The organism is Marichromatium sp. PS1 (assembly GCF_041155115.1).
Lineage (GTDB): Bacteria > Pseudomonadota > Gammaproteobacteria > Chromatiales > Chromatiaceae > Marichromatium > Marichromatium gracile.
In genome coordinates, this window is sequence record NZ_BAAFHB010000005.1 from 510,950 (window position 1) to 534,510 (window position 23,561).

20 protein-coding genes and 2 tRNA genes are annotated in these 23,561 nt (G+C 68.9%); 10 read left to right on the forward strand and 12 right to left on the reverse strand.

Features of this window, described 5'->3' with window-relative positions:
• Positions 1 to 48 precede the first annotated feature (48 nt).
• Genes ispG through ACAM26_RS14590 form a run of 4 tightly spaced genes read right to left on the reverse strand, consistent with a single transcriptional unit; the run spans position 49 to position 3,409 of the window.
• On the reverse strand, positions 49 to 1,281 hold the full coding sequence (gene ispG, locus ACAM26_RS14575) for a flavodoxin-dependent (E)-4-hydroxy-3-methylbut-2-enyl-diphosphate synthase (protein WP_369613969.1): 1,233 nt from the start codon (positions 1,279 to 1,281) through the stop codon (positions 49 to 51).
• A gap of 52 nt (positions 1,282 to 1,333) precedes the next feature.
• Entirely contained in the window at positions 1,334 to 2,191 is an 858-nt protein-coding gene (locus ACAM26_RS14580; protein ID WP_123139708.1) for a DUF4743 domain-containing protein, read from the reverse strand.
• Positions 2,192 to 2,237: 46 nt separating this feature from the next.
• Complete coding sequence (gene mazG / locus ACAM26_RS14585) at positions 2,238 to 3,071, reverse strand: nucleoside triphosphate pyrophosphohydrolase (RefSeq protein ID WP_369613970.1); 834 nt, start codon at positions 3,069 to 3,071, stop codon at positions 2,238 to 2,240.
• A complete protein-coding gene (locus ACAM26_RS14590; protein ID WP_123139706.1) occupies positions 3,071 to 3,409 on the reverse strand; it encodes a hypothetical protein in 339 nt (112 codons plus the stop codon). Before ACAM26_RS14590 ends, mazG begins: the two co-directional genes overlap by 1 nt.
• Before the next feature lie 256 nt (positions 3,410 to 3,665).
• On the opposite strand from ACAM26_RS14590, the gene ACAM26_RS14595 reads away from it, so the two are divergent.
• Positions 3,666 to 3,742 (forward strand) — tRNA-Arg (locus ACAM26_RS14595).
• Between the two features lie 93 nt (positions 3,743 to 3,835).
• Positions 3,836 to 3,912 (forward strand) — tRNA-Arg (locus tag ACAM26_RS14600).
• 181 nt (positions 3,913 to 4,093) lie between these two features.
• Here the strand turns inward: ACAM26_RS14600 and ACAM26_RS14605 are convergent.
• The 3 genes from ACAM26_RS14605 to ACAM26_RS14615 form a co-directional block, all read right to left on the reverse strand.
• Positions 4,094 to 7,315, reverse strand: a complete 3,222-nt coding sequence (locus ACAM26_RS14605; RefSeq protein ID WP_369613971.1) for an EAL domain-containing protein — start codon at positions 7,313 to 7,315, stop codon at positions 4,094 to 4,096.
• A 255-nt stretch (positions 7,316 to 7,570) separates the two neighbouring features.
• Positions 7,571 to 8,371, reverse strand: a complete 801-nt coding sequence (locus ACAM26_RS14610; RefSeq protein WP_369613972.1) for a metallophosphoesterase — start codon at positions 8,369 to 8,371, stop codon at positions 7,571 to 7,573.
• 4 nt (positions 8,372 to 8,375) lie between these two features.
• Entirely contained in the window at positions 8,376 to 9,350 is a 975-nt protein-coding gene (locus tag ACAM26_RS14615; RefSeq protein ID WP_165913555.1) for a diacylglycerol kinase family protein, read from the reverse strand.
• 269 nt (positions 9,351 to 9,619) lie between these two features.
• On the opposite strand from ACAM26_RS14615, the gene ACAM26_RS14620 reads away from it, so the two are divergent.
• Together ACAM26_RS14620 and ACAM26_RS14625 are read left to right on the forward strand one after the other, a co-directional pair.
• Entirely contained in the window at positions 9,620 to 10,534 is a 915-nt protein-coding gene (locus ACAM26_RS14620; protein ID WP_123142769.1) for a patatin-like phospholipase family protein, read from the forward strand.
• Positions 10,535 to 10,598: 64 nt separating this feature from the next.
• Complete coding sequence (locus tag ACAM26_RS14625) at positions 10,599 to 11,045, forward strand: hypothetical protein (RefSeq protein WP_123142770.1); 447 nt, start codon at positions 10,599 to 10,601, stop codon at positions 11,043 to 11,045.
• Between the two features lie 40 nt (positions 11,046 to 11,085).
• On the opposite strand, the gene ACAM26_RS14630 is transcribed toward ACAM26_RS14625, so the two are convergent.
• The 4 genes from ACAM26_RS14630 to ACAM26_RS14645 form a co-directional block, all read right to left on the reverse strand.
• Positions 11,086 to 11,250, reverse strand: coding sequence for a hypothetical protein (locus ACAM26_RS14630; RefSeq protein WP_165913556.1), 165 nt, complete (start codon positions 11,248 to 11,250; stop codon positions 11,086 to 11,088).
• 76 nt (positions 11,251 to 11,326) lie between these two features.
• Positions 11,327 to 12,784: an NAD(P)/FAD-dependent oxidoreductase gene (locus ACAM26_RS14635; protein ID WP_123139700.1), complete on the reverse strand. Its 1,458-nt coding sequence runs from the start codon at positions 12,782 to 12,784 to the stop codon at positions 11,327 to 11,329.
• A gap of 330 nt (positions 12,785 to 13,114) precedes the next feature.
• On the reverse strand, positions 13,115 to 15,040 hold the full coding sequence (locus tag ACAM26_RS14640; protein WP_369613973.1) for a putative bifunctional diguanylate cyclase/phosphodiesterase: 1,926 nt from the start codon (positions 15,038 to 15,040) through the stop codon (positions 13,115 to 13,117).
• Between the two features lie 8 nt (positions 15,041 to 15,048).
• Positions 15,049 to 15,945 carry an HDOD domain-containing protein gene (locus ACAM26_RS14645; protein WP_369613974.1) on the reverse strand — a complete coding sequence of 299 codons (897 nt, stop codon included), beginning with the start codon at positions 15,943 to 15,945 and terminating at the stop codon, positions 15,049 to 15,051.
• A 207-nt stretch (positions 15,946 to 16,152) separates the two neighbouring features.
• On the opposite strand from ACAM26_RS14645, the gene ACAM26_RS14650 reads away from it, so the two are divergent.
• The 5 genes from ACAM26_RS14650 (at position 16,153) to ACAM26_RS14670 (ending at position 20,828) form a co-directional block, all read left to right on the forward strand.
• Positions 16,153 to 16,590, forward strand: a complete 438-nt coding sequence (locus ACAM26_RS14650; RefSeq protein ID WP_123139697.1) for a phosphate-starvation-inducible protein PsiE — start codon at positions 16,153 to 16,155, stop codon at positions 16,588 to 16,590.
• 84 nt (positions 16,591 to 16,674) lie between these two features.
• The gene (gene queF, locus ACAM26_RS14655; protein WP_062276506.1) at positions 16,675 to 17,064 is read left to right on the forward strand and encodes a preQ(1) synthase; all 390 of its coding nucleotides are present in this window, start codon (positions 16,675 to 16,677) and stop codon (positions 17,062 to 17,064) included.
• Between the two features lie 5 nt (positions 17,065 to 17,069).
• Entirely contained in the window at positions 17,070 to 18,326 is a 1,257-nt protein-coding gene (locus ACAM26_RS14660) for an FGGY-family carbohydrate kinase (RefSeq protein ID WP_369613975.1), read from the forward strand.
• A 121-nt stretch (positions 18,327 to 18,447) separates the two neighbouring features.
• Positions 18,448 to 19,734 carry a Vi polysaccharide biosynthesis UDP-N-acetylglucosamine C-6 dehydrogenase TviB gene (gene tviB / locus ACAM26_RS14665; RefSeq protein ID WP_123139695.1) on the forward strand — a complete coding sequence of 429 codons (1,287 nt, stop codon included), beginning with the start codon at positions 18,448 to 18,450 and terminating at the stop codon, positions 19,732 to 19,734.
• Positions 19,735 to 19,820: 86 nt separating this feature from the next.
• Entirely contained in the window at positions 19,821 to 20,828 is a 1,008-nt protein-coding gene (locus tag ACAM26_RS14670) for an NAD-dependent epimerase (protein ID WP_369613976.1), read from the forward strand.
• A 75-nt stretch (positions 20,829 to 20,903) separates the two neighbouring features.
• On the opposite strand, the gene ACAM26_RS14675 is transcribed toward ACAM26_RS14670, so the two are convergent.
• Positions 20,904 to 21,815: a recombination-associated protein RdgC gene (locus ACAM26_RS14675; RefSeq protein ID WP_123139693.1), complete on the reverse strand. Its 912-nt coding sequence runs from the start codon at positions 21,813 to 21,815 to the stop codon at positions 20,904 to 20,906.
• 466 nt (positions 21,816 to 22,281) lie between these two features.
• Between ACAM26_RS14675 and ACAM26_RS14680 the strand changes: the two genes are divergently transcribed.
• A complete protein-coding gene (locus ACAM26_RS14680; protein ID WP_369613977.1) occupies positions 22,282 to 23,559 on the forward strand; it encodes an HlyC/CorC family transporter in 1,278 nt (425 codons plus the stop codon).
• Positions 23,560 to 23,561: the final 2 nt, after the last annotated feature.

Genomic DNA, 23,561 nt, shown 5'->3' on the forward strand with positions numbered 1-23,561 from the left:
CTCCTCCGTCTGCTTCGATGTGCGGCGCCGCCCCGCGGCGGCGACCGGTCAGCGCGCGCGGTAGTGACGCTCGATGTAGTCGTCCACCATGCGCTTGAACTGCTCGGCGATGCCGTCGCCCTTGAGGGTGGCGACCTTCTCGCCGTCGACGAACACCGGCGCGGCCGGGCGCTCGCCGTTGCCCGGCAGACTGATGCCGATGTTGGCGTGCTTGCTCTCGCCCGGACCGTTGACCACGCAGCCCATCACCGCCACCTGCATCTGCTCGACGCCGGGGTAGGTGCCGCGCCACTCGGGCATGCGCTCGCGCAGATAGGCCTGGATGTCCTGCGCCAGGTGCTGGAAGGTGTCGCTGGTGGTGCGACCGCAGCCGGGACAGGCGGTGACCATCGGGGTGAAGGAACGCAGCCCCATGCTCTGCAGGATCTCCTGCGCGACCTCGACCTCGCGGGTGCGGGCCTCGCCCGGGGCCGGGGTGAGGGAGACGCGGATGGTGTCGCCGATGCCCTCCTGGAGTAGCACCGCAAGCGCCGCGGTCGAGGCGACGATGCCCTTGGAGCCCATCCCCGCCTCGGTCAGACCGAGGTGCAGGGCGTAGTCGCAGCGTGCGCCGAGCATGCGATAGACGGCGATCAGGTCCTGCACCCCGCTCATCTTGCACGAGAGGATGATGTGATCCTTGGCAAGCCCCAGCTCGACGGCGCGATCGGCGCTGGAGACGGCCGACTCGACCATCGCCTCGTACATCAGCTGCTGCGGCTCCTTGGGCGCGGCGGCGCGGTTGTTCTCGTCCATCATCCGCGCCAGCAGCTCCTGGTCGAGGCTGCCCCAGTTGACGCCGATGCGCACCGGCCGGTCGTAGCGACAGGCCGTCTCGATCATGCTCGCGTACTGCGCGTCCTTCTTCTCGCCGCGACCGACGTTGCCGGGATTGATGCGGTACTTGCCCAGCGCCTCGGCACAGGCCGGGTGATCGTTGAGCAGACGATGGCCGTTGAAGTGGAAGTCACCGACCAGCGGCACCGCACAGCCCTGGGCGTCGAGCGCCTCGCGGATGCGCGGCACCGCGCGCGCCGCCTCCTCGTTGTTGACGGTGATGCGCACCATCTCCGAGCCCGCCCGCGCCAGCGCCAGGGTCTGACGCACGGTGGCCTCGACGTCGACGGTGTCCGTGTTGGTCATGGACTGGATCACGACCGGGGCGCCGCTGCCGATGGTGAGATGGCCGACGCGCACGGGGACGCAGGCGCGTCGCTGGATGGGGGATCGATCTGGGCTCATGTGCTGTTGATTCCGCGGAATGGATGGGGTGATGAGCGCCGGGCTGGGCGGCTCAGCAGGGCAAGGGCGAGCGCAGCCCCTGGATGAGGGCAAGATAGTCCGGCTCGTCGGGACCGATCAAGCCATGACGAATCAGGAAATCGATGACGACGAGGTTGCAATTGAGCTTGAACTCGTCGCTATCGCGCACGATCTCCACGACCTCATCGACCGGCATGCGATAGAAGGCCTGCACCTCGCCGTCGGTGCAGCGGGGCACGAAGTCCTCGGGCAGTTCGAGATCATAGCAGTACATGACATCGGGCTTGAGCCCGCGCTCGGAGTCGCGACAGTAGATCACCGCGCCGACCGGCACCGCCAGATCGGCCAGCGCCGCGGCCATCCCGGCCTCCTCGGCGCACTCCTTGCGCAGGTTCTCGCGCACCCCCAGGCCGTGCGGCAGGCCGCCGCCGACGAGGTTGTCGAGCCGGTTGGGATAGAGCCTGCGATCGGCGGCACGCCGCCCCACCCACATCTCCAGCCCGTGCGCGGTGCGCACGAAGCCGTTGAGGTGCTGGCCGAAGGCGCGGATGCCGAAGAAGGGACCGGCGGCGCGATCGACCACGCAGCAGGCGCGATCGCGCCCGTTCGGGGTCACCGGGTAGAGTTCGCCGTGGGCATAGGGGATCTCGCCCTGCGCCACCAGCGTCTCGACCACCTCGGCGAGCAGCGCCGAGCGCGCCGCGAAGTCGCGCGGCGCGTTGATCCAGTGCACCGCCTGCGGCTCGACGCGGAACCAGCGCGGCCAGCGCGTCAGCGCCCGCGCCGCGGCATGGCGCAGGGTGCCGATTCGCACCCCGTCGAGCAGCCAGGGCACGAAGTCTTCCGGGTCCCAGCGATTACAGGCGAGGATCTTGTCGTACAGCCCCATCAATCGGTCTCCGTCGCGCGCGCCCGGCGGCGCGCCATGTGATGATTCAATCCCGCTCCTCCCGCTTGACCTCGCCCCACAGCCGCTCCATCTCGTCGCGCAGCTCGGCGGCGGGCGCCCGCCCGGCCTCGCGCAACCGCGACTCGACCGCGCCGAAGCGCCGCTCGAAGCGCTGCCCGGCCTCGCGCAGCGCCTGCTCGGCGTCGACGCCGAGATGACGGGCGAGGTTGACGCAGGAGAACAGCAGGTCGCCGACCTCGTGCACCCGCTCGGGCGCGCCCGCCGGGCGCGCCAGGGTCTCGCGACACTCCGCCAGCTCCTCCTCGACCTTGGCGAAGACGCCAGCGACGTCGTCCCAGTCGAAGCCGACCCGCGCCGCGCGCCGTTGCAGCTTCTCGGCGCGCAGCAGCGCCGGCAGCGCCCGCGCCACGCCGTCGAGCGCCCCGGGCGGCGTGGCGCCCGCGCCCTTGTGCGCGCGCTCGGCGGCCTTCACCCGCTCCCAGTGCTCGCGCACCGCCGCGCCGTCGTCGAGCGCGGTGTCGGCGAAGACGTGCGGATGACGCCGCACCAGCTTCTCGCAGATCGCCTGCACCACCTCGGCGAAGGCGAAGCTGCCGCGCTCCTCGGCCATGCGGGCGTGGAAGACCACCTGCAGCAGCAGGTCGCCGAGCTCGTCGCGCAGCTCCGGCATGTCGTCGCGCTCGATCGCATCGGCGACCTCGTAGGCCTCCTCCAGGGTGAAGGGCAGGATGGTGGCGAAGGTCTGGGCGAGATCCCAGGGGCAGCCCGACTGGGGGTCACGCAGCCGCGCCATGATCGCGAGCAGGTCGTCGAGGTCGTAGCGTCGCGACGCGACGGGAGCGGAATCGGTGGAGGACATCAGAAGAACAACCCGAGCAGCATGGAGAGCAGGATGCCCCAGCCCCACACCCGGAAGGCGATGCCGATGAAGGCGCCGGGCGCGGCCGGCACGCCACGGCGCAGTCGCGCCCAGAGATGCGGGCCGGAGAGGAACCAGGGCAGAAAGCCGAGTGTGGCCGGCAGCGCGATCACGCCCGGCACCGGCGCCTGCAGCAGCAGCGACACCGCCGCCACCGGCCAGAGCACGAAATAGGCCGCGCTCAGCCGCGCCTCGAGATCGCAGGCGCGCACCCGCACGGCCAGCGCCAGCGCGACCAGCACCCAGCCGGAGACGATGGCGATGATGATCAGACGCATCCCTTCTCCCCCTGTCAGACCTGGTTCACAACGGCGCGACACGGCACGGCGCCACCGCGTCCGATGGTAGCGGATCGGCCGCGCGAGGGTCCATCGACGAAACGGATCGCGATCAGGGGTTGACAGCACGGACAAAGGCCGGAATAATTGTCGCCTCTTCAGTGTTCGATGTCGGCAACGACTCCACTGAAGCCGCTCAATCAGTCCGCAGGCATGCGAGGCTGGATAGAGCCTCCAGGGATGGAGCAAAATTCATGCGCCCGTAGCTCAGTTGGATAGAGTACCTGGCTACGAACCAGGTGGTCGGAGGTTCGAATCCTTCCGGGCGCGCCATACAGAGATCGCCTCAGATCATCATTGTCTGAGGCGTTTTCATCAGGGCCCCACCGAGCCCTCGGCCTCGCGCCGCAATCGCTGGAACACGATGCGCCCGTAGCTCAGTTGGATAGAGTACCTGGCTACGAACCAGGTGGTCGGAGGTTCGAATCCTTCCGGGCGCGCCATACAAGATCAACGGCCAGTCGAGCAATCGACTGGCCGTTTTTCGTTTCCGGGGACTAAAACGCGCTGCCCCTGCCGCAGAGCCCATCTCTACACGCTTCACTCACCAGCCCACAGACCTCGAGCCAGAGCCGCCCCGACAGCGAGCGCGGCGCGGGCGCGACGTGAAACGGGCCGCGGGTCTTACGTCTCGTCCCATCGCTCACAGCCCCCCACCCGCCCCGCCCGCAGCAGCGGTTCGAGCTGCTCGGCGGGGAGCGGGCGGCAATAGTAATAGCCCTGGGCGACGGTGCAGTGGTGGGCGAGCAGGAAGCGGCGCTGGGCCTCGGTCTCGACGCCCTCGGCGATGCGTTCGAGGCCGAGGTTCTCGCCGAGGCCGATGATCGCCTTGAGGATGGCGATGGCCTGACGGGGGAGTTCGGGACGCTCGTCGATCTCGGCGAGGAAGGAGCGGTCGATCTTCAGTGAGTTCACCGGCAGGCGGTTGAGATAGCTCAGCGAGGCGTAGCCGGTGCCGAAGTCATCGAGCGCGATCGAGAAACCGCGTTGACGCAGCTCAGTGACCGCAGCCACCGCCCGCTCGATCGAGCGCATCGCTGCACTCTCGGTGATCTCGAACTCGAGCATCTCCGGGGCGATGCCGAAGGCCTCGGCGGTATTGGCGAGCCGCTGCGCCAAACCATCGAGGAAGAGCTCGTTGGCCGACAGGTTGACTGCGATCGGGACCACGGGCACCCCCTGCGCCTGCCAGTCGAGGAGCTGACGACACGCGAGATCGAGCACGATGGGGCCGAGCTGGAGGATCAGCCCGGTGCTCTCGGCCAGTGGGATGAAGCGCCCCGGCGGGATCAGCCCGCGCTCGGGATGCCGCCAACGCGCCAGCGCCTCGAGGCTGAGGAGACGCCCGTCACGCAGATCGACGCGGGGCTGGAAGTGGAGCAGGATCTCGTCGCGCTCGAGCGCCAGACGCAGGTCCTGCTCGAGCTGGAACTGTTCGTGCAGCCGCTCGTTGGTCTCCGGGGTGAAGAAACGATAGCTCCCCCGCCCCTCGGCCTTGGCCATGTGCAGGGCGGCGTCGGCATGACCGATCAGCTCGTCGGCGCTCACCGCATCGTCGGGATACAGCGAGATGCCGGTCGAGGCACTGATCAGCACCGCGCGATCCTCGATCGCCACCGGCGGAGCCAGCACCTCCAGGATCTGTTTGACCCGCTCACTGCAGGTCTCCGGGGTGGGCTGATCGGCGGTCAGCCAGATGAAGTTGTCGCCGCCGAAGCGCGCCAGGGTGTCATTGCCACCGAGAATACCGAGCAACCGCTGCGCGACCTCGCGCAACACCTGATCACCGGCCTGGTGACCGAGTGAATCGTTGATCAGCTTGAGGTTGTCGAGGTCGATCGAGAGCAGCGCCAGGCTGCGCGCACCACGCCTCCCCTGGGTGAGCGCACGTTTGATGCGCTTACGCATCAAGCGACGGTTAGCCAGACCGGTGAGCGGATCGTAGTGCGAGAGGAAGGCGAGCTTGTCGGAGAGGGTCTTCTCGTCGCTGATATCGACCAGCCCCCCGTAGTAGCGACGCACCCCTGGATCACTCGGATCGAGCTGACACTCGGTGGTGGCCCGCACCCAACGCAACGAACCGTCTTTGTGGCGCAACCGCAGCTCGCAGGTCGAGGTCTGGCCGGGTTCGAGATCGACGATGTTGTCGTCGAACAGCTCCCCGTCCTCCTCGATCACCATGAAACGCCAGCTGCGCTGCCCCAGCACCTCATCGAGCGCATAGCCGGTGAGCGCGAGGATGGAGTCGGTCATCCACTCGATCCAGAACAGTCCGCCGTCACGCCGCTGACTGGCGTAGGCGACATCGGTCATCACCGAGGTGACCTGACGATAACGGGTCTCGCTGAGCAGCAGGTCGCGCTGGATCTGCTGACGCACCAGCAGATTGACGATGGTCTCGCCGAAGAGCTGCAGCACCTGCCCCTCGTCCTCGCTCCACTCCCGCGGCTGGCGCGCGCTCTCCAGCCCCAGCGAGCCGAACAACTGACCATGGCTGGTCAGGGCCACGGCGAGCAGCGCACGGGTGCCGCGCGCGCGCAACATCGCCCGTTCGAGATGGGCCTCGGGCGGCAACCGCTCGATGTCGGTGATCCCGATCGGCTGTTGACGATGGATCTGGGTCATCCGCCACGGCGTCTGCGCCAACGGCGTGGCCTGGAGCAGCGGGCTGCTCGGCGCCACCCCCTCGGCACACCACTGACAATCCTGACGCAGGGTCTGGGACTGGGGGTCGAGCCGAAACAGGACACAGCGGTCGGCCTGGAAGAAGCGCCCGATGCGCTCCAGTGCGTGCTGGAGCAGGCCGTCGAAGGCATCCGCGGTCGCATGGAGGAACTGGGTCGAGAGTTCGGCGATCAACCGCTGGAACTGTAGCTGATGACGCAACGCCTGCTGGATGCGCTCGCGCTCGGTGACGTCGGCGATCAAGCCCTGAATAGAGAGGATCCGCCCCTGCTCATCGCGCTGGACGCTGGTGTCCTCCTCCACCCAGTGCACCGAGCCATCGGCCCAGAGGATGCGATAACGCTGGGTGAAGGCCGGCCCCTCGACGCCGAGGAAGCTGTCGAAGCCCTGCTCCAGCGCGGCGCGATCGTCGGGATGGACCAGGTCGGCGAAATGCATCTCGCCGGAGCGTATCTGCTCGAGCCGATAGCCCCAGCGCCGGACGTTGTCCGAGGCATAGCGGATCGGCCAGCCCGGCTCGGGCGACCAGCGGAAGGCGACGATGTTGCTCGCGTCGATGATCTCGGCGGCGGCGCTGAGCTTGGCATTGGCCTCGACCAGTGCCTCGCGCTGGGCGATGCGCTCGGTCTGGTCGACGATGTTGCAGATCAGCTCGAACTCGTCGGTGTTGGGGATCGGCAGGCGGATCAGCACCAGGTCGACGATCAGCGCGGCGCCCTCGCGCCCCCGCAGCTCGACCTCGCGACAGCTCGCCTTGCCGTCGTCGAGGGCGCGCTCGAGCGCGGCGCACAGAAAGGACTGGTGTCTGGGCGCGGCCAGGCGCTCGAAGCGCCGGTGCTCGAAGGCGCAGAGTCGGGCGGCGGCGGCATTGAGGTCTCGGATCTCCCCCTCCGGACTGATCCTGAGCGTCGGCTGCGGCTGCTCCTGATAGAGCCCGCGGAAGCGTTGCGAGGCGATCTCGCTGGCCTGCTCGCTCTCACGCAGCGCCTCTTGCTGCAGCTCGAGCTCGGCATGGTAGACATGCAGCTCCTCGAGCAGCGCGGAGATATCGACATCACCCTGCCCGATGGCCTCGAGCACATGACCGAACCGGCCTTCGCGCAGCACTTGGCGGGCGCGATCACGCAATGCGTCGCTGGACTTCGGGGGGGATTCACTCATCGTCTCACCATGGATCACCGCGACATCATCCACCACCGATGCGGTGGCAACCGGCGAAGGGAGGCGGCGCGCCCGGCGACATCGATACGACAGACACGCCCCGGATCGAGCCGAGAGGCGCGTGCGCCCCAGCTCCCGACACAACGGCAAGGGTCGGACCATGCAATCGATCGAGCTCGCACTCAGAGGTGAGGCTGAGGCCGGAGGATCCCAAGCATCGTCGCGCCGCGGCGCCACACGGCGACGACAACCGACTCAGCAGCCCTCGACGCCGCCCTGCCAGCCCGCCTCGGTGCGGGCGAAGCGCCAGCAAGCCGTGCCCACGAACCCGACGCCGTTCCAGGAACGCGGCTCGACCTGGATCTCGCGGGCATCGGCGCGGATCCAGTTGAAGGCGTTGGGCTCGCCCTTGTGCCGGGTGGAGACCGCAGTGCCCGCCTGGGCCACCACCACGCCCTCGGCGACGCCGGCATAGCCGCGGTGGAGATGGCCGCCGAGGATCAGATCGATGCGCGCGCGGCGCAGCCCCACCAGGGTGCGGCGCGCGCGCCCGACCAGACCACGGCGACGCAGCTCGGAGGAGAGCAGAAAGGGGTGGTGGGCGACGAGGACCCGCACCGCACCAGGCTCGGCGCGCGTCACCAGCCGCTCGATGCGCGCGAGCTGGGCGCGGTTGACGCGACCACGCGACCAATCGGGGTGCGGTCCCCAGCGCCGCGCGGTGTTGATGCCGACGGCGATGAAACCGGCGCCGTCGAGTTCGGGCTCGAGCGCGCGCCCGAGCTCGGCGCGCCAGCGTCCCCAGGGATCGATGAAGCGCAGCAGCGGTCGCCATCCGGGCAGATCGTGATTGCCCGGCACCGCCAGCACCGGCGCCGGTAGCCGGGCGATGAAGTCGGCGGCGGCGGCGAACTCGGCGGGGCGCGCGCGCTGGGTGAGATCGCCGCTGAGCACCACCAGGTCGGGGGACAGGGCGTGGAGTTCGGTCTGCAGCGCCGCGACGAGGTCGGGGGCGTCACGACCGAAATGGAGGTCGGAGAGATGGGCGATGCGCATCGGCTCAGACCGTCGGGCGCCCCGCGCGCGGTACCAGCACCGCCACCGTCGCGCGCTCCAGGGTGAAACGCAGCGGCGTGCGCAGCCGCACCCGCTCACCGTCGCACATCACCGAGACGGCGCGACGCCGACCGACGCCGATCTCGGCGTGACTGGCCGAGGTGGCGAGCAGCGCGTCGTCCTGCTGCCAGGTGCCGAGCATCAGCCGCATCCCCAGACGCATCAGCTCGACACCCGAGGCGTCGCGTACGGCATAGAGCCCGAGCTGGCCGGCGTCGAGCCGAGGACGGCGCGGCACCGGACCGGGCCGGTCGTCGATCAGGTTGGCGGTGACAACCAACGCCCGCGCGCGCAGTCGCTCGTGGCGCTCGGCGGTGCGCAGCCGCAGACGCAGGTGGCGATAACGCTGGATCAGCGACAACCCCCGCCACACCAGCTTCGGCCACAGCACCCAGGGGCTGTTGCCGCGCGCGCGTTCACGCTCGCGCCAGCGCGCCAGCAGCGAGCCGAAACCGACCATGCAGGCACAGAGGAAGGGTTTGCCGTTGACCCGACCGAGATCGATATGACGCACCTCGGCGTCGAGCAGCGCATCGATCGCCGCCTCGGGAGCGAGCGGGATGCCGAGATCGCGCGCGGTCCAGTTCATGGTACCGCAGGGGATGATCGCGATCGGCACCGACCGACCGGCCAGGGCCTCGACCACCGCCAGCACGGTGCCGTCACCGCCGGCGACATAGATGGCCTGATAGGTCACGCCCGAGAGCGCGGCGCGCAGCATCTCCTCGACCCGCCCGGCGACCAGCGCCAGCTCGTCGACCCGGCGCCCCTGCTCGCTCAGACGCTGACGCAGCAGGTCCACCGCAGCCAGCGCCGCGGCGCTACCGGAGGCGCGATTGGCGACCACCAGCACCCGCACGCCGGCGCGCGCGCCGGGCGCGCTGGTGTGAGGCTGGAATGGCACTGCGGTGGCGAACATGTGATGACTCCTCCTGGTCGGCTCGCGGTAGCGCGGCATCGCACTGATACATGGGGACAGATTCACGCGGCTGAAGCCCCGTCATCGAAGCGACGCTTGATCCCCGGACGATGCGCTTATAACCTGATCGGCGGCGCGGCGAGGCCATCCGAGGGCCTCGCCGCGCGCATTGACACGGAGCACCCCGTCCCGCGACGAGGGTGCGTCAAGGATCGCGCGGCGCCGCCTGGCAACCCCGCCGACGAGCGGCACACCACTCGAGGTGTTCCATGACCGAGTCGTTCGCCAGCGGTGCCCGGAGCTCGCACCAGACACATCAGGCCCGCCCCCCGGAGATCAACCGGCTGGTGCCCATCCTCGCCGGTGGCGGCACCCGGCTACCGGCCCACGTCGGCGTCATCCAGGCACTCGGCGAGCTCGATATCGACTGCGAACACATCGTCGGCGTCTCCGGCGGCAGCATCGTTGCCGGGCTGTTCGCCGCCGGCTGGTCGGCCGAGGCGATGAAGGAGCTGGCGATCAATGTCGACTTCCGCCGGTTTCGCGACTTCAACCTCTATCAGCTGCTGTTTCGCGGCGGACTCTCATCGGGCGACGGCTTCGAGCGCTGGATGGACGAGATGCTCGAGGGCGCGCGCTTTCGCGATCTGTCGCGCACGCTCCATGTCGTCGCCACCGACGTGCGCAACGGCTCGCCGGTGGTCTTCGATCGCGATCACGACCCCGACATGCGCGTCTCCCAGGCGATCCGTTACTCGATGGGGATCCCGCTGCTGTTCGCCTATCGCGAGTACCGCCAACACCTGATGATCGACGGCTGCATCCTCTCCGAGGACGCGCTGCGTCGCGACTGGGCCGGCGACGGCACCCCCAGCTGCTGCTTCCGACTGCGCGCCAACGAGCAGAACGAACGCCCGGCGGAGCGCCGCCGGGTACCGCTGCCGGGGTATCTGCAGATGCTCATCCGCGCCTTCATGACCACGCTCTCGCGCGAGTTCGTCCAGGACGTCTTCTGGAACACCACGGTGGTGATCGACACCGGCGAGATCTCGCCGCTGGAGTTCCGTCTCAGCCCCGAGACCAAGCTCGAGCTCTACCAGGCCGGCTACCGCACCACCCTCGAGATCCTGCCGGTGAAGCTCGGCAAGCTCGTCGCCCAGCGCGGCACCGGGGCACCCGGCTGACCCTGGCCACGCCCCCGCCCAGCGGCGAGAATGTCCGTCACCGCAACCGCGAGGAGACCCGCTCATGTCCATCGGACAACGCTCACTGACCCTGTTCGGCGCCGTACTGCTGGCCGGCTGCTCGGCCCCGGGCGAAGACGTCCGCGTCACCCTGTGCAAGGGACTGGTGCTCACCCAGGGCGCGGCCAGCGACTGGCAGATCGAGACCCGTCTGCCCGCTCAGTATCGGGACCTCGAGGTCAGGCTGCAGTTCACCGACGGCGCCGGACGGCAGGCCAGCGCGCAATGCTTCTATCCCTATCGCGCGGTCGAGGACGACGCCCTGGCGCTCGCCGACCCGCTCTCGGTCTATGGCACGGCGCCGACGCGGCTGCGCATCGACGGGCGCGAGTTCTCGCGCCAGGCGCTCGCCGAGGCGGTGAGCGCAGCAATGGGTGCGCAGGCCCGGGAGTGGGTCGAGGGGATGCGTGAAGGACTGGAGCAGACCGCACGCGAACTCGGCGGCGAATGAGACCGCGCCCCCGGTCTGCACCGGGGGCGGGCGTGAGGGATCAGCGCGAGACGTGCGAGCGGGTCATCAGCTTGAGGATCTTCCAGTTGATGACGAGAAAACGCACGATCTGCCAGATCAGCGAGGTGCGCATGTAGCGGGTGAACCCGGTGGGCACCGGCGCGTAGTACTCCTGCTGGTAGGGCTCTTTGTTCTTGATCGGCATGACGGTCTCTCTGTGTGGGGCGTCACGGGGCGCACGCGCCCCGCCATGACAAGGGTTGCGCTCGGCGCGGCATCACTCAGTCCGGCAGCACCGACCAGCCCGGGCGCAGCTTGGCCTGGTAGATGAAGACGTGGTGCAGCAGATACTTCATCCAGTGTCCGGCCAGTCCGACCTCGCCGAAGGTGAGGTCCATGTCGCGACCGTACTCGGGATAGCGCTCATAGTCCGGCACCACCGGGAAGACGGTCATCGTCGCCGCGCTGCCGGTGAGCAGACCGGAGCCGGTCGAGGCCACGCAGGCGGCACCCATCTCGGCCATCGAGGCGGTATGGGTCGGCTCCTCGGCGCCGTTGAGCATGTCGCGGATACTGGTCGCCACCGCCTTGCCCATGGTCGCCGAAGGCATGCCGGTGCGCGGCGGGGTGGGGCTGATCGGGGTGCCGTTGGCGCTCTTCATCGGCTTGCTGATCGGGTGCGGCGGGGCGAAGGCGATGCCCACCGCGAACAGGTTGCGATAGGTCGGGTTCTGATAGGTCTTGGGCCAGTCCTCGGTGGTCCAGTCCTCGAACGCCTTGGGGGTGTAGTCGGCATCGACCTTCATGAAGCCGTTGGGCGCGAACAGGGTGCTGGTGATGTCCTCGCCGGCCTTGTCGAAGGCCTTGAGCAGGGCCCCGGCGAAGGGCGGGATGAGCATCGCGAAATCGAACGGCAACTCGCCATGGCTGCCGTCGAGCAGCTCGTAGTGGATCACCTTGGGCTCGACCTTGTAGACATGGGCGCGGGTGATCCACTCCACTCCGCGCTCGGCCATCAGCGACTCGGCGAAGGTCTTGCCGTTGGTGACATAGCCGCCGCGGGTGATGTGCACCCCGCCCATGCCGAAGTCACCGAGCTCGTACTCGTTGCTGATCCACACCAGCCGACCGAGCTGGCGCACCCCGGCGTCGCGCAGGCATTGGTCGATGTTGTAGATGTACTCGAAGGCCGCGCCCTGGCAGGTGCACATGCCATGCCCGGTGCCGACCACGAAGGTGCGGCGCTCGCCCTGCTGCATCGCCGCGATCGCCTCCTGCAACTGGGCGTTGGCCTCGAGGGCATGGCTCGCGGTGCACACCGAGGTGGTGTAGCCACCCTCCGGTCCGAGCCCGGGGGTGGCGCCGAAGTTGAGCCTGGGACCGGTGGCGTTGACCAGGAAGTCGTAGTCGAGCGTGTCGGTCTGCCCGAGCCGCGCCGGGTCGGTGTACTCGATGCTGACATAGGGCCGCTCGCCCGCCTCCCCGCCCTCGGGGTGGATCGAGAGCGCCTTGGCCTGACGGAAGTCGATCTTGAGCTTCTTGTAGACCGGGGCCAGCTCGAAGGTGACCTGTCGCTCGGTCATCTCACCGATCCCGACCCAGATGTTGGAAGGGATCCAGTTCCATTTGGCGTTGGGCGAGACCACCACGACCTGGTGCTTGCCCTTGACCCACTTGCCGAGATATCTGGCGACCGTGTGCCCAGAAATCCCTGCCCCGAGAATGACGATACGCGCCATGTGCTAACTCCACAGTGCTTGACCTGGCGGCTCCGGCGAGACCCGTGACCGGGGCGCGAAGGAATTCGTCGCGTGTGCGCCTGCTCCCCCCGAAGGGAGCCACCACCCACACCTCGAGCCATCCCTGCCGTCCCCGGCACAGCCGTGCAGAGCGACCTCAAGCCATTGATAAGAAAGGGCATCGACGATGCGATGACGACACCCCGCGCCGCGTCCGCTCGCCCTGGACCGGCGATCGGCATCGCGGCAGAAAAACCATGAACTCGCGGTGGATGTCAAATCTCGTTGACGATGCCGCCGACACGGCGCTATGGCCGCGTCACCAACAGCTCAATGAGACCGCTCGGGCTCGAGGATGTTGCGCAGCGGCTCGGGACGGCCGATGAAGTAACCCTGAACGAAGTCGATGCCGATCTCCTCGAGCAGCGCCAGGGTGGCGTCGTTCTCGACGTGCTCGGCGATGGTGCGCTTGCCGAGGATCTTGCCGATGTCGTTGATCGAGCGGATCAGCGCAAGGTTGGCCGAGTCGGTGGCGATGCCCTGGACGAACTCGCCGTCGATCTTGAGGAAGTCGACCTCGAGGTCGCGCAGATAGAGATAGGAGGCATAGCCGCTGCCGAAGTCGTCGAGCGCGAAGCGACAACCGCGCGACTTGAGCCCGGCGATGAAACGACGTGCGGCCTGCAGGTCGGAGATGGCCACGGTCTCGGTGACCTCGAAGCAGATCTTGCCCGGCGTGGTGTCGAAGTGGCGAAGCTGCTCGAGCACATAGTCGAGGAAGCCGCGACTGCCGAGCGAGTGACCGGAGAGGTTGATGGTGACATAGCCGAAGCGATCGAAGCGCTCGGCATGGTCGGCGAGCGTCTGCAGGACCGAGCGCACCACCCAGCGATCGAGCTTCACCGACAGCCCGTAGCGTTCGGCGATCGGCAGGAACTGCCCCGGCGAGATCAGATCGCCATCCTCTCCCTTGAGTCGCAGCAGGATCTCGTAGTTGATCGGCTCGGCGGCGGCATGCGGCGCCCTGGCGTTGGCCACGATCGGCTGCGAGAACAGCTCCAGGCGGTCCTCCTCGAGCGCCCGCACCAGCCGCGACAGCGCGTGCGCCTCGTTGTTGCGCCGCTTGAGCTTGCCGTCGTGCTCGCGATACAGCCGGACGTTGCCGCCGCCGACCTCCTGGGTCGAGAGACAGGCCGAATAGGCCTTGCGCAGCAGCTGCTCGCCCGAGTCGCCGTCACGATACTCGGCCACGCCGATACTCAGGCTGATGACGAAGCGATAGCCGCGAAAGCTGAACTGGAAGTCGTCGACCGCATCGCACAGCGACTCGGCCAGGGTCTCGACCCGGTCGGCCGCCCTGCCCTCGAGCAGGATGCCGAACTCGTCGTTACCGAGCCGTCCGAGCAGGCTCGCCCCGGCGAAATGCTCGCGCAGCAGCTCGGCGAGCACCCGGATCAGCTGATCGCCGGCGGCCTGACCGGCGGCGTCGTTGATCACCCGGAAGCGATCGATATCGACATGGATCAGCGCCCGCCCCCCGGCGCCGGGCGCAACCCGCCCCAGCGCCCGCGCCAACTCGGACTCGAAGGCGGCGCGATTGAGCAGCCCGGTGAGCGTGTCGAGTCGCGCCAGCCGATCGCGCAGCCGCGACTCGCGCACCAGCGCCGACTCGGCCGCCGAGCGCCGACGGCGCTCGGCATCGAGCGAGGCGTCGCAGTGACTGAGCGCGCGGCTGCGCTCGGCGATGGCCTCACGCTGGCCACGCACCAGCCGCCCGTGCTCGAGGGTCTGCGTCAACACGTCGCAGACCAGTTGCAACAGGCGCTCGTGCCAGCGCGAATAACGCCCGGCGGCAGGATGACCGACCACCAGCGCGCCCTGCACCCGTCCCGCCGCGGCGAGCGGTGCGGCCAGCAGCGAACCGTGGACCTCGCTGGCGCCGCGCAGGATCTCGCCGTCGGCGATGACGCGCGCGGCCAGCTCGTCGAGCGCCGCGCCGGGCGCATCGGCGTCATCGGGGTCGCGGCGGACATGGGCGGTGCAGACCAGCGCGCGGTCGTGCTGGAGATAGAGGGCGCAGCACTCGAGGTCGCGATGCGTGACACAGGCGCGGGCGGCGTGCGCGCACAGCTCGGGTTCGTCGAGCGCCGTGGCGTCCGGCACCACCAGACTGCGCAGCATGCTCAGGGATTCGATCAGGGAAAGAATGCCGGAGTCCCCACCGGCGTCCATTGCACTGGGTTGGAAGATATCCATGTCAACCTCTAGCTGAAGGCATCCGCCATCTCGCACAGATGCCCGATCCGGGCGCACCAGCGCGAAGCGGTCCGCCGCCATTCATCGGCCTCGACCCCCAACGCCGCAGGCGGCGCCAGGTCCAGATCCCCGGCCGTCTCCGGATGACGCTCGGCCAACGTCCCGAAGCGCTCGGCAAAGCCCACCAGCTGCACCAGCCGCCAGTACCCACCGTCATAGTCCGGCTCGCCGTGTCGCGCCATGGTCACGGCGAGCCCCGGCGGCAGCTGCCAGGCGCGCGCCAGCGCGGCCCCCGCCAGGCAGTGATCGAGTCCCAGCCGTTGTCGGGTCAACTCGGCGACCCCTCGCTCGGGGTCGGCGGCGGCGGCGATGAAGACCTCGTCCATGACCTCCGGCGTCAGGTGCACCAGCACCAGCAGCCCGAGGTTGTGCAACAGACCGGCGAGATAGACCCCGGCGAGGGTCTCCTCGCGATCGCCCGGCACCTTGGCCGCGAGCGCCTCGGCGAGCGTCGCGGTGAGCATCGCCCGACGCCAGTAGCGCCCGGGGTCGAATGCCGGACAGCGATCGCGCTCGAAGGGCGCGCTCAGCAGCAGACTGATGCTGAGGTCGCGCACCAGGCGCAAGCCCAGCACCCGGATCACCGCATCGCCGAGATCGCGCGCCGGGATGGGACCGGCGAAGAAGGCCGAGCGGGCGATCCCGAGCAGCCGCGCGGCGATCGGCGGGCTACGCTCGATCAGCTCGAGCACACGATTGACATCGAGCTCGGGGTCGACCAACTCGGCGAGCAGCACCTGCGCCTGCTCGGGAAGCGGCGGAAGGGACTGCAACTCGCGGATCAGCGTGCCGAGTCGGGCAGGCGGCGAGCATGACGGGAATACGGCGGCGGGAACGTCTGTCACTTGGAACTCGCGACATGCCCCGGCGCATCGCGCTCGACACCCCGGGGCATACAGAAACTCGGGCTAGCGCCCAACTCTACACTCGATTCTGCTCACGTGCAGGACCCAGATCCCAAAATCTCATATCTCACGACGGCTGACTATCCTTGGACGAACCGCCCCCCGATCGTCACGGGGCCCAACGTCCAGTCGAAGGGAGGAGCCGACATGCGCCTGGAACAGCGACTCAACGCCCTGCTCTCGACCCTGTTCCGCTTCACCGAGAAGCTGGTGCTCACCGGCGTCGGCGTGCTCGCGCTGATGGGCATCGCGCAGCTGGTCTGGGGCATCGGCGAGCATCGCGAGGTGCGCCTCGAAGACCTGCTGCTGATGTTCATCTATATCGAGATCATGGCGATGACCCACGTCTATTTCGTGCGTCACGCCGTGCCCTTCACCTACCCGATGTTCATCGCCGTGACCGCGCTGTCGCGGCTGATCGTGCTCCAGGGCAAGAACATCGCCCCCGAGAACCTGCTCTACGAGGGCGGCGCCATCCTCTTGGTGAGCATCGCCATCCTCATCGTGCGCTACAGTCAGCGCTACAGCATCGACGCCGCCGGCGAGGCGACGCACCACGAGCCCGAGCCGACCGAGCACCGCTGAACCATCGCCTTGCACCGGCGCAACGCGTAAACTTGCGCCCCGGCCGCCACCCGCGGCCTGCTTCAAATCAGGAGATACCGAGAAATGCCAAGCGCCCCGAGCCGTTCGCTCGAGACCTTCCCCAACCCCCAGCCCGAGCGCGACTACACCATCCGCATCCGCGTGCCCGAGTTCACCTGTCTGTGCCCCAAGACCGGCCAGCCGGACTTCGCCGAACTCACCCTCGAGTACATCCCCGAGGCGCGCTGTGTCGAACTCAAGGCGCTGAAGAACTATGTCTGGTCCTATCGCGACGAGGGCGCCTTCCACGAGGCGGTGACCAATCGCATCCTCGGCGACCTGGTGGCGGCCACCGAGCCGCGCTTCATGCGTCTGACCGCGGACTTCAACGTGCGCGGCGGCATCTACACCACGGTGGTCGCCGAGCATCGTGCCGCCGACTGGCAGCCCCAGCCCCAGGTGCAGCTGCCCTGAGACCGATGCGCGGGGAAGCGGCCTTCATCGGGCTCGATCTCGGCACCTCCGGGTGTCGGGCGGTAGCGATCAACGCCGCCGCCGAGCCGCTCGCCGAGACCCGCACCGCACTCCCCGACTCGACCCGACCGGCCCCCGGTCGGGTCGAACAGAACCCCGAGGACTGGTGGCAGGCGCTCACCGAGGTGCTGCGCGCGCTGGTCGCCGCACTCCCCGATCATCGCCCCGCGGCGCTCGCCGTGGCCGCCACCTCCCCCACATTGTTGCTCGCCGATACCGCCGGCGACCCGCTCGGCCCGGCGCTGATGTACGACGACCAGAGCGCCCACCAGGCCGCCGCACGCATCGCCGCCAGCGCGCCGACGAGCAGCGCCGCGCGCGGCCCCGGCTCGGGGCTGGCCAAGCTGCTCGCGCTCCATGACCGGCTCGCCCCCGCAGGTCCGTTCTGGGCGCTGCACCAGGCCGACTGGATCGCCGCCCGACTGACCGGCGTGCTGGCCGCCAGCGATTGGCACAACGCCCTCAAGCTCGGTCACGACCCCGAACGCGCGGGCTGGCCCGAGTGGGTCGGCGCCCTGCTGCCACCCGGCGCGCGGCTGCCGCAGGTGCTCGCCCCCGGCACCCGGATCGCACCACTCGCCCCGGCGGTGGTCGCCGGCACCACCGACAGCACCGCCGCGGCGCTCGCCGCCGGACTCGCGCGACCGGGCGAGGCGCTCACCAGCCTCGGCACCACCCTGGTGGTCAAGGTGCTCTCGCCGCAGCGCATCGAGGCCCCCGACTACGGCGTCTACAGCCACCGCTACGGCGCGCACTGGCTGGTCGGCGGCGGCTCCAACAGCGGCGCCGGGGTGCTGCGCCGCGAGTTCGACGATGACGCCCTCGTCACGCTCAGCGCACGCATCGACCCCGAGCGCGACTCGGGGCTCGACTACTACCCGCTGCCGGGGATCGGAGAGCGCTTCCCGCACCCCGACCCGCATCTCGCGCCACGGCTCGACCCTCACCCCGGCGACCCGGTACGCCGCCTCCACGGCCTGCTCGAGGGCATCGCCCGGATCGAGGCCGAGGGCTATGCCCGGCTCGCCGAGCTCGGCGCACCACGACCACGCCACGTGCTCAGCATCGGCGGCGGCGCGCACAACCCCACCTGGACGCGGATGCGCGCACGCCTGCTCGACTGCACCGTGCTCCGCGCCTTGCGTCAGGAAGCGGCCTTCGGCGCAGCACTGCTCGCCCGAGGGGGCGCCGCCGACGGCTGAAGCGGCCATCGAACACCGTCGCGCCACCCCACAACGGGCTGCTAACATGCAACGATCCGTGCCCAAGACGGCCCGGCCGACGTCCGCTTTCTCTCACTGACCCAAGAAGGAGCTTCCTGCCGTGACCTTCGATTCGGACCTGCAAGACCTGCGTATTGGCATCATCGGACTGGGTTACGTCGGCCTGCCGCTGGCCGTCGAGTTCGGCAAGCGCTACGACACCGTCGGCTTCGACATCGCCGCGGCACGCATCGCCGAGCTGCGCGCCGGGCGCGACAGCTCGCTCGAGGTCGAGCCCGAGGAGCTGCGCGCGGTGAGGCGACTGAGCTACACCGAACAGGCCGCCGACCTGGCCGAGTGCCGGGTGCTGGTGGTCACCGTGCCGACCCCGATCAACGAGCACAAGCAGCCCGACCTCGGCCCGCTGGAATCGGCCAGCCGCGCCATCGGCGAGATCATCCGCCCCGGCACCGTGGTGGTCTACGAGTCGACCGTCTACCCCGGCGCCACCGAGGAGGTGTGCGTACCGATCATCGAGCGGATCTCGGGGCTGACCTACAACCAGGACTTCTTCGCCGGCTACAGCCCCGAGCGCATCAACCCCGGCGACAAGGAACATCGGCTGCCGACGATCAAGAAGGTGACCTCGGGCTCGACCCCCGAGGTGGCCGACTTCGTCGATGCGCTCTACGCCTCGATCATCACCGCCGGCACCCACCGCGCCAGCAGCATCCGCGTGGCCGAGGCGGCCAAGGTCATCGAAAACACCCAGCGCGATCTCAACATCGCGCTGATCAACGAGCTGGCGCTGATCTTCGGCAAGCTCGGCATCGACACCCAGGAGGTGCTCGAGGCCGCCGGCAGCAAGTGGAACTTCCTGCCCTTCCGCCCCGGCCTGGTCGGCGGTCACTGCATCGGCGTCGACCCCTACTACCTCACCCACAAGGCGCAACAGATCGGCCACAACCCCGAGATCATCCTCGCCGGGCGGCGGCTCAACGACAGCATGGGCGCCTATGTCGCCGGTCAGGTGATCAAGCTGATGGCACGACGCGGCGGACTCGGCGAGGCGCCGCGGGTGCTGGTGCTGGGACTGACCTTCAAGGAGAATTGTCCCGACCTGCGCAACACCCGGGTGGTCGACATCCTCGCCGAGCTGGCCGACTATGGCATCGCCTGCGACGTCCACGACCCCTGGGCCGACAGCGCCGCGGCCGAGGCCGAGTACGGCATCACCCTGGTCGACGACCCGGCCGCGGGCGTCTACGACGCCGTGGTGCTCGCCGTCGCCCATCGCCAGTACGCCGCGCTCGGTGCCGAGCGCATCCGTGCCTACGGCAAGCCCGGCGCCGTGCTCTACGACGTCAAGCAGCTGCTGCCGCGCGATCAGGTCGACGGCCGGCTCTGAGCCCGCGCCCGCCCGGGCCGGGCACACGCCCCCATCCCCCCCGACCCGGCGCGCCCACCCCGGGCGCGCCCTGGAGCGAGAACACTATGAAAGTCATGGTCACCGGCAGCGCCGGTTTCATCGGCTCGGCCCTGTCGCTGCGTCTGCTCGAGCGCGGCGACGAGGTGATCGGCGTCGACAACCTCAACGACTACTACGACGTCAACCTCAAGCGCGCCCGACTGGCGCGCACCCAGGACCATCCGCGCTTCCACGACCTGCGCATCGACATCGAGGACGGCGCGGCGCTCCATGCCGCCTTCGCCGAGCATCGCCCCGACCGGGTGGTCAACCTCGCCGCCCAGGCCGGGGTGCGCTACTCGATCGAGAACCCGATGGCCTACGTCAACACCAACCTCGTCGGCTTCGCCAACATCCTCGAGGGCTGTCGCCATCACGGCGTCGAGCACCTGGTCTACGCCTCGAGCAGCTCGGTCTACGGCGCCAACACCGAGATGCCCTTCTCGGTGCATCACAACGTCGACCACCCGGTCAGCCTCTACGCGGCGAGCAAGAAGGCCAACGAGTTGATGGCCCACACCTACAGCCATCTCTACCGGCTGCCGACCACCGGGCTGCGCTTCTTCACCGTCTACGGTCCCTGGGGCCGGCCCGACATGGCGCTGTTCAAGTTCACCCGCGCGATCCTCGCCGGCGAGCCGATCGACGTCTTCAACTACGGCAAGCACCGTCGCGACTTCACCTTCATCGACGATATCGTCGAGGGCGTGATCCGGGTGCTCGACCGCGTCCCCGAGGGCAATCCCGCGTGGAGCGGCGCGGCCCCAGACGCAGCCTCCAGCGCCGCGCCCTACCGCATCTACAACATCGGCAACAACAATCCGGTGGAGTTGATGGAGTACATCGCGGTGCTCGAACGCTGCCTCGGGCGCGAGGCCGAGAAGAACCTGCTGCCGCTGCAGCCCGGCGACGTGCCCGACACCTATGCCGACGTCGCCGATCTGGTGCGCGACACCGGCTACCAGCCGAATACCTCGGTGGCCGACGGCGTGGCGCGCTTCGTCGACTGGTATCGCGATTTCTATCAGGTGTGAGCGGGGCGTCGGCCCGCGCCGAGGGCGGGCCGGTGGGGAGGAGGACGCCGGGCGAAGACGCCCGGCGTCGACGGCTCAGATGCCGGCGCGCGCCTCGGCGAGCCCGAACACCGTCTCGAGCCGCGCGAGCAGGTTGCGCAGCTGCAGCGCGAACAGCGCGAACTCGGTCTCGAAGCGCACCGCCGGGTCCTCGATCTCGTCGTCGAGGGTGTCGAGCAGCTCCTCGGCCATGCGCAGCCGCTTCAGCGACAGATCGTCGGCAAGGGTGAAGCTGAAGCGCTCGTCCCAGGTCAGCGCGAGCTTCACCGCGCGCTTGCCGGCGCGCAGATGGGCGAGCACCTCGTCGCTGGTGAGATCGCCGCCGCTGATCCGCACCACCCCGCTCTTCTCCTCGGCGTCGCGCAGCTCGCAGGCGTCACCGGCGACGAAGTCGGCCGGGGCGCTGTCCTCGAGCAACCAGCGCGAGAGCACCTCGGCGGGGTGCTCGGCCGGCGCCGGCAGCAGCGCCGGCAGGCTGCCCAGGGTCTCGCGCAGCAGCGAGACGACCTCCTCGGCCTGCTTCTCGCTGGCCGCGTCGATCACCATCCAGCCGCTCTCGGTGTCGATATAGGCGCGGGTGCGACGCGAGCGGGTGAAGGCGCGCGGCAGCATCTCGTCGACGATCTGCTCGCGCAGACGGCGCCGCTCGGTGCGACCGACCTCACGCGACTCGCCGGCCTCGATCTCGCCGATACGCTCCTCCAGCGCCTCCTTCACCGCCGCCGTCGGCAGCAGACGCTCCTGCTTGCGCGCGCAGATCAGCAGGCAGCCCTCGAGGGGATGGACCAGCGCCCCGCCGTCCTCGCCGAGCGGCGCGCTCCAGCCCATGGTCGCGGTCTCGAGCGGACCGCAGGGACGGAACCTGCGCCCGTCGAGCTGGGCCTCGAGTTCCTGTCCGTCGATGCGGACGGGCTGTTCGAGGCGATAGAGTCTGGCGTTCTTGAACATTGGCTTCCCCGGCAAAAAGCGCTGAATTATGCCCGACACGGGAGGAACCGCAAGGACACAGGGCCAGCGGCCAGCGGCCAGCGGCCAGCGGCCAGCGGCCAGCGGCCAGCGGCCAGCGGCCAGCGGCCAGCGGCCAGCGGCCAGCGGGAGTTTGAACCACAAAGACGCAAAGTGCACAAAGGGATTCAAACCGCCGGCAACCAGCGCGGGTGCGCCCTCGATGAGGGCATCGCTTGCCGTCAGCCCTGGCGTACGTTCCAGACGTCAGCCTTTGAGGGTGGCGCCACCGGCGGCTGGCGGCTGATATCCGGCGGCTGGAAAGGCGACCAGCGCGGCTTTACGTTAGAATCCACCGCCGGCGCCGGGATGCCCCCCGACACGCCCAGGCGTACACCCTGCACCGCCCGATCCCCGATCCATCGCAGCGCCCCAGCCACCACTGCTCACCGACCATCGGTAACCCAACGTGAACGATTTTCCCCTGCCCGGCCTGTTCCTGATCCTCTTCCTGCTCATCCTGCTGTCGGCCTTCTTCTCGGGTTCGGAGACCGCGCTGCTCACCCTCAACCGCTACCGTCTGCGTCACCAGGCCGATCAGGGCAACCGCGGGGCGCGGCGTGCGCGCAAGCTGCTCGATCGTCCCGATCGGCTGATCGGGCTGATCCTGCTCGGCAACAACTTCGTCAACATCATGGCCTCCTCGCTGGCCACGGTGATCGCCATCCGGCTCGGCGGCGAGGCGGCCATCGGCATCGCCGCCGGGCTGCTCACCCTGGTGATCCTGATCTTCGCCGAGGTCACCCCCAAGACCTACGCGACCCTCCATCCCGAGCGCCTCGCCTTCCCCGCCGCCTATGTCTACGGCCCCTTGCTCAAGCTGCTCTATCCGGTGGTGTGGCTGGTCAACCTGTTCACCAACAACCTGCTGCGCCTGATCGGCATCGCCCCCGAGGACGGCGGTCAGGGCACCGCGCTCAGCCGCGAGGAGCTGCGCACCGTGGTCAGCGAGGCCGGGGCGATGATCCCCGAGCGCAGCCGCTCGATGCTGCTCGGCATCCTCGACCTCGAACGCGCCACCGTCGAGGACATCATGATCCCGCGCAACGAGGTCGACGGCATCGACATCCAGGACAGCGCGGAAGAGATCATCCAGGCGGTGCGCAATACCAATTACACCCGCCTGCCGCTCTACGACGGCGGCATCGACAACGTCATCGGCGTCTTCCACGCCCGCAATGCGCTCCACGCCCTGCTCGAGAAGGGGCTCGGCAAGGAGCACCTGCGGGCGATCGCGCGCCAGCCCTACTTCGTCCCCGAGGGCACCCCGCTCTACCAGCAGCTGTTGAACTTCCAGCACACCAAGCAGCGCGTCGGCCTGGTGGTCGACGAGTACGGCGACTTCCAGGGGCTGATCACCCTCGCCGACCTGCTCGAGGAGATCGTCGGCGAGTTCACCACCGACCCCTCCGACAGCATCTCCGAGATCCAGCCAGCCGAGGACGGCTCGCTGCTGATCGACTGCGGCATCGGGCTGCGCGAACTCAACCGCGTGCTGCGCTGGGAGTTGCCGACCGACGGGCCCAAGACCCTCAACGGGCTGATCCTCGAGTACCTCGAGACCATCCCCGAACCCGGCACCAGCCTCAAGCTCTCGGGGCACCCGATGGAGATCATCCAGACCGCCGACAACGGGGTGAAGACGGTCAGGATCATCCCGCGCCCGACACGCCGCCCGCGGCGCTGAGA